The following is a 14,001-nucleotide window of genomic DNA, read 5'->3' as shown; positions in this document are numbered from 1 at the left end:
CCCCTGTCGCGCGGTAGCCGGACCGACAAAGCCCACCACCGCTAGTATGCATCGCACGCTAACATGCAAAGCATGACAGTTGACTTGGGGGCCCAGATCAGGAAGGGCGTTGTGGAGTACTGCGCCCTCGGGCTCCTGTCGCGGGAGCCGATGTACGGCTGGCGCCTGTCGGAGGAGCTGGTGTCACTGGGCATGATCGCGAGCATCGGCACGCTCTACCCGGTGCTCGGGCGGTTGAAGGATCGCGGTCTGATCACCTCCTACGCAGGGGAGAGCGGTTCGGGCCCGGTCCGGAAGTACTACAAGCTCACCCCCTCCGGACAGGCCGAGCTGGGCGAGTTCCGCCGCCAGTGGGAGCCGTTCACCCGTTCCGTCCAAGCGATCGTGGCAGGAGACGACACATGACCCCGACCAGCGCACCCCGCGAGGTCCAGACCTACTTGAAGCGGCTCGACCGGGCGCTACGGCCCGTCCCTCGCGACGTCGCCTCCGCGATCCGAGACGTTATCGATGAGGAGCTCGCCGGCCTCGAGCCGACAGAAGCCCTCGAGCGCGTGCGGTCCTTCGACGAACCGGAATCCATCGCGGCCGCCGCCCTGGGCGAGAGCCGCACTCACCCGAAGCCAGCCGGCCGTGCGAGAGTGATCTGGATCGTCGCCGCTGGAGTCGTCGTCGTCCTCGCGGTCGCTCTGGTTTCGACGTGGGCACTCGCACCTGGCCCCACCCCCGAGGCGACCGCTTCCTCTGTCGTCGCCTAGCCGATGCCCGATCTTGGTCCCTCTCCCGCCCCTGCACCTCTCGCGCCCGACGAGCAGGAGCAGCTGCGCATCCAGGAGCAGGACCGCCAATGGGAAGGAGTCCTGGCCGGCTTCCCCGACGCGACGAGACCCGCCGACCCGTTCCAGGAATACCGCGACCCGAACGACTCGACAGCACTCCTGGGCTGCCTCACCGCGGCCGGCCTGCCGGTCGACCTCGGCTCGAACGCCGCCGGCGGCGGACCCGTCAGCATCATGACGTCCGCCTCGACGGAAGCCGAATCGGTCGCCGCGTTCACCTGCTGGTCGAGCTATCCCACGACCCCCGTGGTGCCCATGACGTCCGAGCAGATCGACTACCTCTACAGCTACCTCACCGAGTACCTCGTGCCCTGCTACGAAGCGAACGGCATCGAGAACCCCGAGGCCCCCAGCCGAACCGACTTCATCGACCAGTGGCCGAACCAGGGCTGGTTCCCCAGCACGAGCGCAGCGATGCTGACCGACGACGAACAGGAAGCGATAGACGAAGCATGCGTGCGACCCGTCTGATCGACCGAACTACCGGTGTCCCGTGCGGGGATGGTCCACTGCGTCAGGTCCGTCGTTCGATTGCGGATCCGGGCCGGCGTTTGACGATGATGTGACATCAGTGGTGTCGGCGGACACTTCCTACTGTGACGGACTCTGAGACCCCCGAGGCGGACCTCTGGGAGCGCGCGCGGCGCGACGACGGCGACGCCTTCGCGGTCCGGTTCGACCGTCACCGTGCTCTTCCGGCCAGTCGCCGTACCTGGCCAGCCTAAGAAGCGGTTGTGGCTGAGGAAGCCATGGCTTCATGTACTCGGACGAAGATGGCAGGTGATGTCACCAGTCGTCCCCTAGCCTATGAGAAGCGTCTTTTTCGGTTTTCGGCGACTTCTCGGATTGCGTAGGAGTATCGCCCCCTCCTTCACCTGATGCAAAGAAAAGAACCAGCAGAATGAGGGTTGAAACTACTGCGCCAGCGATCAGAAAGCATCCATCCAGACGAGCGAAGGACATGTCGCTTGTAAGGATGTCCCTATCTGTGGCTGGTTCCGCGAATTTGGATGTTGCCGTTCCAAACATGACCAGAATTCCTGTGCCGCTTGCCAGTGCCCACGCGAGGCGAGAAGGAAGATTTCCACCGTCCTTCCTGCGAACCACCGCTAGCCAGAGTACCCAGATGAAAAATGGCACAAGGATGGCCATGAAGAAAGAAGTTGTCATGCTAATTACCCGCCGCCTCAGCTACTGAACCATCCGAGCAGCCGATTCCAGAGGAGCTTCTCTCCGCTCAGGCTGCGTCCCCCGCGGGTTTCGCACGTCTCCCTCGGGTTCCACATGTAGATGGAGCACATGACTCACACGATGGCTCCAGGAGGGGCAAAGACGATGGCATCACTCCATCCGGCCGGGGGAACTCTCCAACGTTCATCGGGACATCATGCACTGCGCTCCACCAGATTGACCAAGAGTCGAGACGTCACGCGCGGCATCGGAGGCGCGGCAGCCGATGCCGGAGCCCCCGCCGTCGAACCGACGCAACCGACGAGCGTGAGCACCGGATCGGCGAGCAGCAGGGCGAGGGTCGATCGGGAGGTCCGAGTCGTCATCATCCGGCGAATCTACCCTCGACTATTTACTCCCAGTGCGAAACGACCGGCGGCGGGACTTCTCGCTCGTGGTTGAGCACTCGAAAAATGATCGCGAGGACGATGCAGACGCCGGCGCCGATCAGTCCAGCAGTGGCCCCGACTGTCATCCACATCGGCTGGACCGCCGAACCGTCCGCGCAGAGCGGATTCCACAGGAAGCTCTCGGGGCTGGAGTAGCTTCCACGGACCTCGCACGTCTCTCCGGGATCCCACATGTAGAGCGAGGACATCAACCCGAGAGCGGCGGCGAAAACGGTGAAGAGCACGGCGAGTATGAGGGGGATCGCGTGATCCGGCCGAGGCGACTGTCCAACGCTCACCGGAACATCATGCACCGCTTCGCGAGGCTTGGTGAGGGACTATGGAGCATGGTGTCTCTGCGACTCGCTTCCAGGATGGTCCTCACTTCCGTGGTGTTGACAAGTGCACTGTTTGTCTCAGCGTGCGAGGGGTCGTTCCCTGACGCGCCGGCATCTGCCGGTGAGGACTACCCGAGCGGTGGCGTTCCTACCAGTGCCATGTGGCCGTCGGACTGGCTCGAAGGATTCAGCGGGGAAGAGGATTCCCCTCGCGGACCGATCGTAGGGCTGCGTCTCGAGTACGTCAGGGATCAGTGGGTCTGGCGGGTCAGGAGTGTCGCTCCCGGCCGTGAGGGTCCCGCCGACAGAGGCCGGGAAGCGCTCTACGACGCCAGCACCCTCGCTTTCAAGCAAGAGCGTAATGTCGCGCTGTCAGACGGTGAGGTGGTAGTCGTCAGTGTCGGCGCGACCGAAGCGGCGCGGCTCTCGGGCGAGACCTATCCCAGCCCACGCCTCATCGCGCTGGACCTCGGCGTGGTGGACGGGCGACCCGTATGGAACATCACGACGTGCGACACCGAGACCGGCGCGCAGTCGACAGCAACAGAGGCGGCAGATTCCTGATCTGGCCCGAGGTGGAGCGGAACACGATGAATGTGAGTGCTACTTCTCCCGCTCGCGACGCCAGTCAATCAAGACCGCTAGCGACACGATCGCCAGCGCGATGCCGAACGCGATACTCCAGCGCTCCTGTGTGACGATGCCAACAAAGACGAACACTGCGCCGAACACCACCCCGAGGACTGCTCCGCTCACCATCCCGGCTTCGACGTCTACAAATCCGAGCCGAAGCAGACGAGCTACCCTCCGCCAAATCGAGGGTTTGGACGACTCGCTCATGTGGTGACAGTAGGACACGTTGCCGCAGCTTCGCTCACGGACCCGGCGAGCGGTGGTCGCTGAGTCCGTCGAGCTACCGACTGGAATCGTGCGTGCTGTAAGAAGATCGTTCGCCGGTGCGGCTCGGTGCGGCCGCGTCGACATCCGCTCGCTGTCAGTCGTCGAGCTTCCACACGGATCGTGCGAAGTTCGCCAGGCCGTGTGCTCTGTGAAAGGAGGACGGAAACGCGCACGCAAAGCGTTCAATCGTGGGAATCAAGGAGAGAGACGTCAGCTCGCCGTCGAGCTGCGCTCGGACGTGGAGGATCGCGGACTTCCCGAGATGGGCTTCCACGAAGTCGGGCTCGACCGAGTGAATGTCGTTCGAGCTGATCTGCCTGACGGGGCGAGGTTCCGCGCCGGCCGACCAGACGGTGAGGCCGTCCTCGGCGATCGAGACGGTCACCAGGTCACCCAGCGGTCCATCGATCGCGGGATCGACAGCAGGCGCCGCGGACAGCTCTCGGAGGACGTCGTACTGATTCGATGCAACGAATACGACCGCCTCCGGCAGGCGACGCCTCACCACTCGGGTAGTCCGCAGTCGCGGCAACGCGATGTAGGCGGCGACCCCGATCGCTCCCACGATGCCGAACAGCACCGCGGAAACGAGGTAGGTCACACGTCCCGTGGGTGTGTCGTAGTAGCTGAACAGAGCCAAGCCGACCACGAACAGCGCTATCAGAACGACGACGATCACGACACGAATCGGACGGATCATCTCTGGCCTCTGTTCAGGTCGATGGAGAGTAGACGAGTTTCCCGCTGCGTCTGCCCTGCGACGGAAACCCGTCCTACCTGCGCCACTCTAGAGCCGCGCCCAAGCGGCGACGTCCTGACGATCAGGGACCACCTCGCGGTCGTGACAACGCGCACCCAACGGATTCGAGCCCATCCCGTATTGGGGATCACCACCGGGTCGTTTCGCGTCGCCATTCGCTGCCCATGAGTCGTTCAGCGGCGACACGATTGTGCGCCGCTGGGGTCGCCGGGTTGCGTTGGTAACGGCTCCGTCAGGTGATCTTCTCAGCCTCGCTGAGCACCTGGTCGACGTCGGCTCGGAGCTGCTGCAGCTCGCTCTGGTGAGCGTCGATGAAGTCGAGTTGAATCTTCGTCTCCATGCCTGCGAGCGTTTCGATGCTGCCGAGCTGGTCCTTGCAGGTGACATCAATGACCGCGATCGCGATCTGGTCCGGACCGGTCACCGAGTAGTCGATGGCGGGGAGCAGTGCCTCATTAGAGTCGGAGTCGGTCAGTCCTTCCTTCTCGATGCATTCGGCCCAGAGAGCTCGCTGCTTCTGGAACTCTCCGCTGCCTACCACTTCGGCGCGAGCCTCGAGGGAGCCTTGGTCTGCGATGGTCGGTTCGGGTGTGGAGTTGATGACCATGGTCGGCAGGGTGTCGGCGGTGCGGATGCACGTCATGACCTTGTTCGACCAGTCTGTTCCGAGTGCTTCCTGCTCGGCGTCCAGAGCAGCCCGGGCGGGACTGTAAGGCGACTCGTATCCATTGATCCGGGCTTCTTCCATGGCCCACAGGCCGTAGGGACGATCGGGAGAGGGAGAGGTCTCGAGTTCGGTCACCCAGTCGAAATCCGCCTGCGGGTAGGGCAGGCCCTGCTCAGCCATACACGCGCCGACGAGGATGTCGTTCGCGTGCTGGACCAAGGCTGCCTCGGCCTGGGTCATGACGTAGGCCTCGAGCGGAAAGTTGATCTGACCGGTCTCGCGGTCGAGGTCCGCGGGGGCGATCTCGGACGGATCGGCTGCGCTCGCGGCGCAGCCGGAGAGCAGGAGGACGGCCGCCGCGCCGGCGGCAAGGCCGGTGAGCAGCCGGCGAGCAGGAGACGACGAGAGTGAGGATCGCATGGGTTGCCGTTCTGTCGTGGTGGGAGAGGGTGCGTGCGGGGTCAGCATTGGAACTGTCCGTTCCCGAAGACGGTGCAGCCCTCGAGAGCGCCGTTCGGCGTTCCGCCGGCCGGCGCCTGGTCGACGACGCTGGTCTCGACCGATGTCGTGGAGAGAGGACCGGCGGGGAGGTCGCCTCTCGGTTCGAGGAGCACTCTTCGTTCCCCGATCAGCTGTCCGGTGTCGGGGTCGATGAGGATCTCCTGCCGGGTGCCGGTGGCGGACTCCACTCGTCCGATCGCAACACCGGTCGCGCCCTCGAAGGTCACCTGTTCGTCGGTGATGGTCACTCCCGGGATCTTGGCTGCCGCTTCGAACAGTGCCGCGCGCAGCTCCGCGGGGATGGTCCCGCGGCGCAGGGCGTCCGCGATGAACACGAGTGCTTCGCCCTCGCGGGAGGGGCCGGTGCTCCCGATCAGCGTGTAGATGCGCTCCAGGAGCTTGCCCGGGTCGCGGGGGAGCGAGGTGAACTCGGTCATCTGCGAGAGCTGATCGCCGCCGTAGAAGCGTCCGCCCGCAGCGCGCAGAAGCTCACCCACGTCACGACCCTCCGCCGCACGACGCGCGAAATCCGCCGCCGCTGCCTCTTCGCTTGCGGGCGAGAACGTCTCGTACAGCTCCGGCACCGGTCGGTCCCACACCCACTCGTCGGAGGTGTCGGCCGGGATGTAGAGCCGGTCGCGGTGGAGCACGAGGTAGCTCGCGGCGGTATCGCTGCTCACCAGGCTGACCTCCGAGGTCGTCACCATCAGGTACTGCCCCGGAGCGAGAACCGGGTCCGTTGTCTCGATCGCGCGAGCGGCCGCCTCCTGGAGGACGGCCGCAGCCGCCGGCGTGGCACCTCCGGAGCCCGCCCCGAGGACGTTCACGCCCACAAGGACCGTGGCGACGGCGCCGGCGCCGACCGCGGCGAGCATCAGCCGGCGCGGAAGGACGGCGCGTCGCTTCGGGAGCGGGGGAGCATCGGTCTCCTGGCGGATCCGCTCGAAGAGTGCCGCACGTCCACGAGCGAGGACAGCCTCGTCGGGATCGTCCACGACCTCACTGAGACTGCGCAGCAGCGTCAGGCTGTCCATGCTCCACCTCCACTCGGCGGGTAGTCCCCGCGTCCAGAACGCGTCGCAGCTTCGTGCGCGCGCGATTCAACCGAGACCGGACCGTCCCGATCGGGACGTCCAGAGCGTCGGCGATGCCCTGATAGTCGAGGTCGCCCCACGCATGCAGCAGCAGCACGTCCCTCTCCCCAGCCGGAAGGCGCCGCAGCGCCCGCCCGAGCCGACGCACCGCAGCGGACGCATCCAGCCGTGCAGCGACAGCATCTAGCGGGTCGAGCTCGAGGACCTGCGCGACGTGCTCCGCGAACATGCCCTTCCACGCCCTCGCCTCCAGACGCGCGCGCTTGCGCAGCAGAACCGTCGCGATCCCGAGCAGCCACGCACGGACATCACCCCGCTCGGCATCGAACTGCGCCCGACCCTCGAACGCGACGAGGAACGTCTCTGATGAGACGTCCTCCGCCGCGGCGACACCCACCCGAAGAGCTGCGTACCGGTAGACGAGCCGGGCATGCCGGTCGTAGAGAACAGCGAAAGCGGCCGGTTCCCCCAGGGACCGGCCGACGACCTCACCATCCGTCTCGACGCTCACAACAGGTCTTGCACGATCAGCGCCAGAAAGTTCCCACGAATATCCGCACCCCGGAATCATCTCCGCCAGAGCGCGTATCGGCTCTCACCGGCGCCCCGACAGTCGGTTCACGAGCGGGACTCGGGCTCGCCGTGTGATGAGCGAACGACAACCCCGGCGCGTGTTCAGCGAACGCGATCACCTTCGGTGGTGAGGGCCGTCATCACGCTGATGCGATCGACACGATGGAACGCTGATAGGTCCACCAGCTCCATCCTTTCAGCACGAAGTCGTAGCCGACACCGGGGGCCAACGCCTGCGCCTGCTCCGTCACCCATTGATCGGACGCCCCGTTCCCGCCCGAGAGGAAGAGCGTTCCGCAGTCGGTCGTCTCGACCTCGAACTTCGGGGTGTAGCGGGCGTGGATGTCGACGACCTCCGTCACTGTGCAGCGCGCTGACGAGATCGTCTTCTCCCAGACGACGCTCCAGGCGGTGATCGGCGCTGCTACCACCAGGACCACGAGCGCTGCGACCGCCACAGCCTTTCGTCGCATCGAACGGACCAACCTCTCAACACCCTCCAGGGCTCGGTTCTCACAGTGCGCGGTGGGCTGGGCCGACTGATCACGCAGCCGTGATGAAGACGATCTCGCCGACCGCATTCGTCCACCTCATGTCGTCGCCCAAGCGTGTGACAGTGACGGGTTCGCCGAGAAGTTCGTCGAAGAGATGTCCGGCGGCGCCGGCGGGAGCAACGCACCCGCGAAGCAGGGTCATGGTGTGAGTGACGGTCAGGACGCCGTTCTCGAAGGCGAACGAATCCGTCTGCACGTTGCAGCCGTCGTCGAACGCGAACTCGCCGGCTCCGGCGCCGTCCATGGTGATCGTGAGGTCGAGCCGATCCGCCGGTGCCTGGACATCGTCGGTCGTGATGCTGGTCAAGGAAGTGCTTTCGTACTGACCTGATTCCAACTCTGCGACCAGCGTCGGCGTCGGCGTCGGCGTCGCGACCGGCACCGGTTGCTCGCTGCCGGAGGTGCACCCGACCAGTGCGCCGGCGATCGTCGCGGCGAGCAGGAGCAGTGAGATGGTGCGAGGCATGTGGACTCCCGGCGGATGGAGCGACGCGCTCCGTTCGGCTGAGCAAAGCACGCTCGCGCCGGTGCCGCTACGCGCAGAGCAGCTCTAGGGCGACCAGACGCCTCCAGAGAACGATGTCGAGGGTTCCGCGCCGAGTCGTCAGCCGCCATGCCGATCGAGCCACTCCTCGCGTGAGGACACGCCCCCGTGTTCTACTCTCGGCTCGTGATCGCAGAGAGCCCATCGGGTAGGCATCGGCGCGCGGGGGCGCCGCCGCGCCGATGGTCGTTCCCTCTTTCGAAGAAGGAGGGAATCGCGCTTGCAACGGCCTTCGCGATGATCGCAGGGGTGTGCTGGGCGTGGGCGGATCGATGGAATGCGACGGAATCGACAGCAACGTGCACTGTGGTCGAGGTGCAGCGATCTTTTCTGGCTCCGGACCGGAGATCAGGTCGATGGCTTGTGGGCACAGAGGAGTGCGGGCGTCTGACGGCGGCATACGTCTGGGGTGGTTCGGGCATCGCGCCATCTGCCGTGCAGCCGGGATCCCGCTATGACTTCACTCTCCGAGGTTGGGAGCTGCTTCTCTACCATCGCCAGATCATGGGCGCCGAGAGAGCGGAAGAGCTTCCGCTGCCGTGACCGCGGTGCCACCGGTGTCACCCGTTGAAACGAGCCAGAACGAGCGCATCGGCCGTCCCGCCTGAGTATCGATCAACGGCTCACCGGCGCCCGCGGTGGTCGTTGACGTCGGTTCAGTCGAACACGCCCGCTCAGCGAACGCGACGCCGCCGGCGGGGCGACCGGGCCTCCCTCAGGGGATGAGCCCGGACCTATCGCCGAGTCGTCTGCAATCGCTCGCTGAAGTCTGAGACGAAACCGTGGTCTGAGGGCATTCACTACTGAGGGGGGTGATGTCGGTGGTCGGTGCGGCTGAGGTGATGCTGGTGGATCGGCTTCGCGGCGGCGACCCTTCGGCGCTGGATGCTCTCTTCCGGATGCACGGCCGCGCGGTCCACCGGGCCGCGGGGAGCTTCCTCGTGGACGCCGGCCAGGCGGAGGACGTCGTGCAGGAGACCTTCTTCCTGCTCTGGAAGCGCCGCTCGAGCGTGCGCATCGCGGGGGAGTCGGTGCTGCCCTGGCTGCTGGTCACGGCGCGCAACCTCAGCTCCTCGACCAACCGCCGCGAGCAGCGCCGACGCCACCTGCCCCTCTCCGACGACACCGCCACTCGCGGCGTCGACGCGGACACGAGCGACCGGCTGCTCGACGTGCGGCGTCTGGTCGAGCAGATGAGCGCGACGGACCGCGCGATCTGGACGGCGTGCATCGAGGACGACCTCAGCTACAGCGCCGCCGCCGCCTCCCTCGGCCTGTCCCACGGGACGGTCCGCAACCGCCTCTCGCGGGTGCGGGCATCGCTGACGAGAACCCTGACGGAACGGACCGAGGACCATGGACAGTCGTGACCTGAGCGATGAGCAGCTCGAGCGCATCAGCGCACGCCTCGCGCACCGCATCCGCCGCCGCCGACGCGTTGGCCAGGCCGCGGCGGTGACGCTCGCCGGTATCGCGGGCGCGATCCTCAGCGCGGCAGCCCTCACGGCGGTGACGACGGAGCGCGGCACTCCGGTCGCTGCGCCCGTCACCTGCTGGGAGCAGGACGGGCGGGGCGTCGCCCTGTCGGGCGAGATCCGGACGCCGGCAGAAGAGTCCACCGAGTCACTCGCTGCGGCATGCGCTGCCCTCACGGGGTCGGGTACCGACGGCATCACAGACGCGACGGACGCTGCACTGTTCTCCCTCGCAGGAACCCAGGTCTGCCAGGAGGGCGGGCGAATCCGGATCTTCACGGGACTGACTACCGCGGTCGACTGCACCGACCTGCCCATGAACCAGAACGGAGTCGACCAGTGATCACCAGACGCGCGAGAACCCTCCCCTTCAGCGTCCTCTGCCTCTCCGCGGCGCTCGTCCTCAGCGGCTGCGCGGCGAGCGCCACCGGCCCCGGCTCACCGCCGACGTCGCCGGTCGCGGGAGATCTGCTCAGCGCCGAGGAAGCGACCGAGTCCGTCTACGAGACCACCGCGGTCATCGCTGCTCAGGGATCAGGCGACTGGCTGCTCGATCACCCGGTCGGTCTCCGCATCATCGACATCGACGGCCGGTCCAAGCTCAGCGTGGACGGGCCCTGCAACACCCTCACCTATGACCTCCGGTACGCAGGTCTGCAGACGTCCGTCCGGGTCGTCACCGGGGGCCCCGCCACGACCTCCGTCGGCTGCCTCGATGCCGCCGGAGAACGAGAGCAGTGGCTGATGGACGTCCTGGGCGCCGGGGACGTCAGCCTCACGCAGACCACCACGACGATGCGCATCCGCTCCGGCCCCGTCACCATCGACGCCACTGCGAAGACGACGCCCACCTCGACGGAGATACAGGCAGCACCGGCGTCGCCGCGGGACCCCCGGCCGTCTTCACTCCCGACGGAAGCCCCGCCGTGCCCCTCGACTGCTGACGCCGCGTACGGGCCGATGATCGACGTCCAGCAGCTGACGAACCCGGCGCTCGACCTGGCCGACGGCGCGGGAAGTCGCCTCTCGACGCTCAGCGCGGAGGAGAAGAAGCAGTACCCGATCTACGCGGTGCGGGCGACGTCTGCGGAGCTGTCCTCCTGCGCCCCGGGACTCGGCGGCGACACTCGAATCTCCCCGGAGGCGCGGATGTGGGCTCTGAGCGTGCACGCCCCTGTCGTGAACGACGCGCCCTACGGGTTTGTGGCCAAGAAGTGGGACGTCTACACCGTCGTCTACGACGGCGAGACCGGAGAGGTGATCGTCTCCTCGACGGGTGTCGACCTCCAGGCGCTCGGGATGCGCGGTGACGTGATCACCGCACGGTAGACGATCTCGGAGATGATCGGCGATGGTGCACCGGCCGCCTCCTGGGCTGGAAAGACCATCCCGCGACCGTCTCGAGAGGCGGCATCGATCTCGAGATCCTGGCGGCGCCGGGCGCACTGATCACCGCAGGCTGGATCCGCAGTCGACCGCCTCGGAGGAGGGGGATCACTCGGGCGGATCGTGGGAGAAGTCGAGCGATCCGGCGAGGATCCGTGCGGCGACGTCGCGCACTCCGACGCCTTCCGCGAAGGCGTAGGCGCGGATGATGGCGAGGGCGTCCGCCGGGGTCGACCGGGTCTGGCCGATCACCATCCCGGTCGCCTGGTGCACGTCCCGGCGCGAGAGCGCGGGATCACGGGCGAGTCTCCCGTTCTCCGGCAGGGTGATCGCCTGATCGACCACGGCCCTGGCGAGCGCTCCTGAGAGTCGGCCCGCGAGCCGCAGCTGCTCGGCGTCGAGCCGCATCGAGGTGCTGCTGTACAGACTGACGGCGCCGATGCTCGAGGTGCCGATGACCAGGGGAACGGCGAGGACCGTCCTCGTTCCTGCCGCCTCCGCGGAGAGTGAGAAGACGGGCCAGGCGGCGAAGTGCCGCTCGTCTCCGACCTGCAACTCGACAGGGCGATAGGCGCGGTACGCGCTCCAGGCGGGCCCTTCGCCGAGGTCGATCTGCGTCTCGTCGAGGGTCGCCGCTCGACGGCTGGTCGCCGCGAGTGTCTGCATGTCGAAGGGAGCGCCGAGCACGGACGTGGCAGCGTCCTCGCCGGGCAGCAGGTCGGTGAAGGACGCGAGGAGCCGGTCGATCTCCTCGCCGAAGGCGCCGCTTCCCGGCTGACCGGTGCTCACGGGAGGAAGCCGGGTACGCGCGTGCACGCGCCTGTGCCGGGCTTCGTCCCGATCACGAGCTGCGGGGGAGTGACGAGCCCGTCGTCGAAGCGGGCACCGCTTCCGGAGTCGCCGTGCAGCCTGCCCATGGGGGTCCCGCCGTCGCGTGCGCCCGGGAAGGGTGCGGTTCGCCACGCGAGGTCTCGGATGGGCTCTGAGACCATCCCCGTTCCGCACTGCTCGCTCCGATCCGAGACGATCGGTCGCGCGGCCGCCCGGACGGAGACGCGCAGGGCGGTTTCTGCCGTGTCACCGGGATGTTCGCGAAACACCTCTCCGGGGTCGTCCGAGGCGTACTGTGACGGATGCCGGCCGCGTCGCGGAGGTGCACGAACTCTCCCGCCGATCGGTGACACCGCTCGGTCGAGAGGGCTCCTCCTACCGATCCGAGCCGCCATGACCCCGCGGGACGAGAATCAGCACGACTCCGTCCGTGCCCTCCAGGACCTGATCTCCGCCTTCTCCGGACCGCACTGGGTGCACCCCGCCTACGTCGAGCACGTCCTCGCGCACGCCGCGGACCTGCTCGACGCCGCGCTGATCCTCGGCGGGCCCGAGCGGAAGCGCACGCCGACGCTGATGTGGCCGCGCTCGGCCGTGTTCGAGATCCCGAACCCACTACCGGTGCCACCTGCCGCCCTCTGAGCGGCAGGCGTCTCCGGCCCTCGCTCGAGACGTCCCGGCCGAACCGGTGCGCTGAGCGGGGCTCGGAGCAGGCCACGGGCACCAGCGCCGCCGGTCGCGAGTGTGGTGGAGTGGAGCGAACCGCCCGTCACCACCCCCGAGGAGCCACCATGCACGTCGTCGTCATCGGCGGGAGCGGCCACATCGGCTCCTTCCTCGTCCCCCGGCTCGTCCGCGCCGGGCACGAGGTCACGAACATCACCCGCGGCACCAGCACCCCCTACACCGCCGGCCCGGAGTGGGAGCAGGTGCGGAACGTCGTCGCCGATCGGCAGCAGGAGGACGAGGACGGCGTCTTCGCGACCCGAGTTCGCGATCTGGCTCCGGACGTGGTGATCGATCTGGTCTGCTTCACCGTCGACTCGGCGCAGGCCCTCGTCGAGGGGCTCCGCGGGCACGTCGGCCACCTGATCAGCTGCGGATCGGTCTGGCGCTACGGGCCCACCCTGAAGCTCCCGATCCGGGAGGGCGAGGGGACGCCCGCGATCGACGAGTACGGCCGCCAGAAGGAGGCGATCGCCCTCCTCCTGAAGGCCGAGACCGCGGCGGGCGGCCTGCGCACCAGCACGCTGCACCCCGGCCACATCAGCGGACCGGGCTGGGCGCCGATCGGGCCGCTGGGCAACCTCGACCCCGTCGTCTGGGAGACCCTGGCCACCGGTGGAACGTTGCGCATGCCGGGCTCGGGCGCGGAGTCCCTGCACCATGTGCACGCCGACGACGTCGCCCAGGCGTTCGAGCTCGCGGTGGCCCGGCCCGAGGCGGCCGCGGGGGAGGACTTCCACATCGTGGCCCCCTCGGCGCTGACGGTCCGCGGGTTCGCGCAGATCGCCGCGGGCTGGTTCGGGCAGGAGGCCGTGCTGGAGAGCATCGGCTGGGAGGAGTTCCGCCGCAGCGCGGGCGACGACCTCGCCGACGCGAGCTGGGGCCACCTGCACCGCAGCCAGTACTTCTCCATCGAGAAGGCGGCGACGCTCCTCGGCTATGCGCCGCGGTACGAGCCGGAGGCCGCCGTCCTCGAGGCCCTCGAGAGCCTCGTCGAGCGCGGCGAGCTGACCCTCCCGGTCGCGCTCCCGACGCGAGCCCACTAGGCCGCAGCATCCCGCGCGGCCGGGCTTCGCGCGGGTCTCGATACGCCCCTGCGGGGCTGCTCGACCAGCATGGGTCGACCAGCATGCGTGCGCCCTTCCCTGCTGATCGAGTAGCCCGCGGAGCCGGCGTATCGAGATCCACCGCGTG

18 protein-coding genes are annotated in these 14,001 nt (G+C 67.5%); 9 read left to right on the top strand and 9 right to left on the bottom strand.

Going from position 1 to position 14,001, the window contains the following annotated elements; all coding sequences use genetic code 11:
- The first annotated feature begins 72 nt into the window (after nt 1–72).
- Genes EDF22_RS08420 through EDF22_RS08410 form a run of 3 tightly spaced genes read left to right on the top strand, consistent with a single transcriptional unit; the run spans nt 73 to nt 1,310 of the window.
- A complete protein-coding gene (locus tag EDF22_RS08420) occupies nt 73–405 on the top strand; it encodes a PadR family transcriptional regulator (RefSeq protein ID WP_123704826.1) in 333 nt (110 codons plus the stop codon).
- Complete coding sequence (locus tag EDF22_RS08415; protein ID WP_123703948.1) at nt 402–758, top strand: hypothetical protein; 357 nt, start codon at nt 402–404, stop codon at nt 756–758. Before EDF22_RS08420 ends, EDF22_RS08415 begins: the two co-directional genes overlap by 4 nt.
- Nucleotides 759–761: 3 nt before the next feature.
- A complete protein-coding gene (locus tag EDF22_RS08410) occupies nt 762–1,310 on the top strand; it encodes a hypothetical protein (RefSeq protein WP_123703946.1) in 549 nt (182 codons plus the stop codon).
- Nucleotides 1,311–1,625: 315 nt separating this feature from the next.
- Here EDF22_RS08410 and EDF22_RS20480 read toward each other — a convergent pair whose 3' ends face one another.
- Complete coding sequence (locus tag EDF22_RS20480) at nt 1,626–2,009, bottom strand: hypothetical protein (protein ID WP_148059160.1); 384 nt, start codon at nt 2,007–2,009, stop codon at nt 1,626–1,628.
- A 421-nt stretch (nt 2,010–2,430) separates the two neighbouring features.
- On the opposite strand from EDF22_RS20480, the gene EDF22_RS20475 reads away from it, so the two are divergent.
- Entirely contained in the window at nt 2,431–3,360 is a 930-nt protein-coding gene (locus EDF22_RS20475) for a hypothetical protein (RefSeq protein ID WP_148059159.1), read from the top strand.
- A gap of 39 nt (nt 3,361–3,399) precedes the next feature.
- On the opposite strand, the gene EDF22_RS20470 is transcribed toward EDF22_RS20475, so the two are convergent.
- The 7 genes from EDF22_RS20470 to EDF22_RS08370 all read right to left on the bottom strand — a co-directional run bounded on the left by EDF22_RS20470 (nt 3,400) and on the right by EDF22_RS08370 (nt 8,311).
- A complete protein-coding gene (locus EDF22_RS20470) occupies nt 3,400–3,636 on the bottom strand; it encodes a hypothetical protein (RefSeq protein ID WP_148059158.1) in 237 nt (78 codons plus the stop codon).
- Nucleotides 3,637–3,790: 154 nt separating this feature from the next.
- The gene (locus EDF22_RS08395; RefSeq protein ID WP_123703940.1) at nt 3,791–4,375 is read right to left on the bottom strand and encodes a hypothetical protein; all 585 of its coding nucleotides are present in this window, start codon (nt 4,373–4,375) and stop codon (nt 3,791–3,793) included.
- 313 nt (nt 4,376–4,688) lie between these two features.
- The gene (locus EDF22_RS08390) at nt 4,689–5,543 is read right to left on the bottom strand and encodes a hypothetical protein (protein ID WP_123703938.1); all 855 of its coding nucleotides are present in this window, start codon (nt 5,541–5,543) and stop codon (nt 4,689–4,691) included.
- Between the two features lie 41 nt (nt 5,544–5,584).
- Nucleotides 5,585–6,658: a CU044_5270 family protein gene (locus tag EDF22_RS08385; RefSeq protein ID WP_148059157.1), complete on the bottom strand. Its 1,074-nt coding sequence runs from the start codon at nt 6,656–6,658 to the stop codon at nt 5,585–5,587.
- On the bottom strand, nt 6,624–7,229 hold the full coding sequence (locus EDF22_RS08380) for an RNA polymerase sigma factor (RefSeq protein WP_260303354.1): 606 nt from the start codon (nt 7,227–7,229) through the stop codon (nt 6,624–6,626). Before EDF22_RS08380 ends, EDF22_RS08385 begins: the two co-directional genes overlap by 35 nt.
- A 202-nt stretch (nt 7,230–7,431) precedes the next feature.
- Nucleotides 7,432–7,764, bottom strand: a complete 333-nt coding sequence (locus EDF22_RS08375; protein WP_148059156.1) for a hypothetical protein — start codon at nt 7,762–7,764, stop codon at nt 7,432–7,434.
- Nucleotides 7,765–7,834: 70 nt separating this feature from the next.
- Complete coding sequence (locus EDF22_RS08370; RefSeq protein WP_123703930.1) at nt 7,835–8,311, bottom strand: META domain-containing protein; 477 nt, start codon at nt 8,309–8,311, stop codon at nt 7,835–7,837.
- A gap of 926 nt (nt 8,312–9,237) precedes the next feature.
- Between EDF22_RS08370 and EDF22_RS08365 the strand changes: the two genes are divergently transcribed.
- From EDF22_RS08365 to EDF22_RS08355, 3 genes are read left to right on the top strand one after another with little or no spacing between them, the layout of a single operon-like run.
- On the top strand, nt 9,238–9,759 hold the full coding sequence (locus tag EDF22_RS08365; protein WP_185038821.1) for an RNA polymerase sigma factor: 522 nt from the start codon (nt 9,238–9,240) through the stop codon (nt 9,757–9,759).
- Entirely contained in the window at nt 9,746–10,207 is a 462-nt protein-coding gene (locus tag EDF22_RS08360) for a hypothetical protein (RefSeq protein WP_123703927.1), read from the top strand. Before EDF22_RS08365 ends, EDF22_RS08360 begins: the two co-directional genes overlap by 14 nt.
- A complete protein-coding gene (locus EDF22_RS08355) occupies nt 10,204–11,193 on the top strand; it encodes a hypothetical protein (protein WP_123703925.1) in 990 nt (329 codons plus the stop codon). Before EDF22_RS08360 ends, EDF22_RS08355 begins: the two co-directional genes overlap by 4 nt.
- Before the next feature lie 165 nt (nt 11,194–11,358).
- Here EDF22_RS08355 and EDF22_RS08350 read toward each other — a convergent pair whose 3' ends face one another.
- Nucleotides 11,359–12,039, bottom strand: a complete 681-nt coding sequence (locus EDF22_RS08350) for a GAF and ANTAR domain-containing protein (protein ID WP_185038819.1) — start codon at nt 12,037–12,039, stop codon at nt 11,359–11,361.
- Between the two features lie 435 nt (nt 12,040–12,474).
- On the opposite strand from EDF22_RS08350, the gene EDF22_RS08345 reads away from it, so the two are divergent.
- Together EDF22_RS08345 and EDF22_RS08340 are read left to right on the top strand one after the other, a co-directional pair.
- Nucleotides 12,475–12,723 carry a hypothetical protein gene (locus tag EDF22_RS08345; protein WP_123703921.1) on the top strand — a complete coding sequence of 83 codons (249 nt, stop codon included), beginning with the start codon at nt 12,475–12,477 and terminating at the stop codon, nt 12,721–12,723.
- A gap of 149 nt (nt 12,724–12,872) precedes the next feature.
- Nucleotides 12,873–13,853, top strand: coding sequence for an NAD(P)-dependent oxidoreductase (locus EDF22_RS08340; protein ID WP_123703919.1), 981 nt, complete (start codon nt 12,873–12,875; stop codon nt 13,851–13,853).
- Nucleotides 13,854–14,001: the final 148 nt, after the last annotated feature.

This window comes from Rathayibacter sp. PhB127 (assembly GCF_003751665.1).
GTDB classification, from domain to species: domain Bacteria; phylum Actinomycetota; class Actinomycetes; order Actinomycetales; family Microbacteriaceae; genus Rathayibacter; species Rathayibacter festucae.
This window is presented reverse-complemented; position numbering and strand designations above follow the sequence as displayed.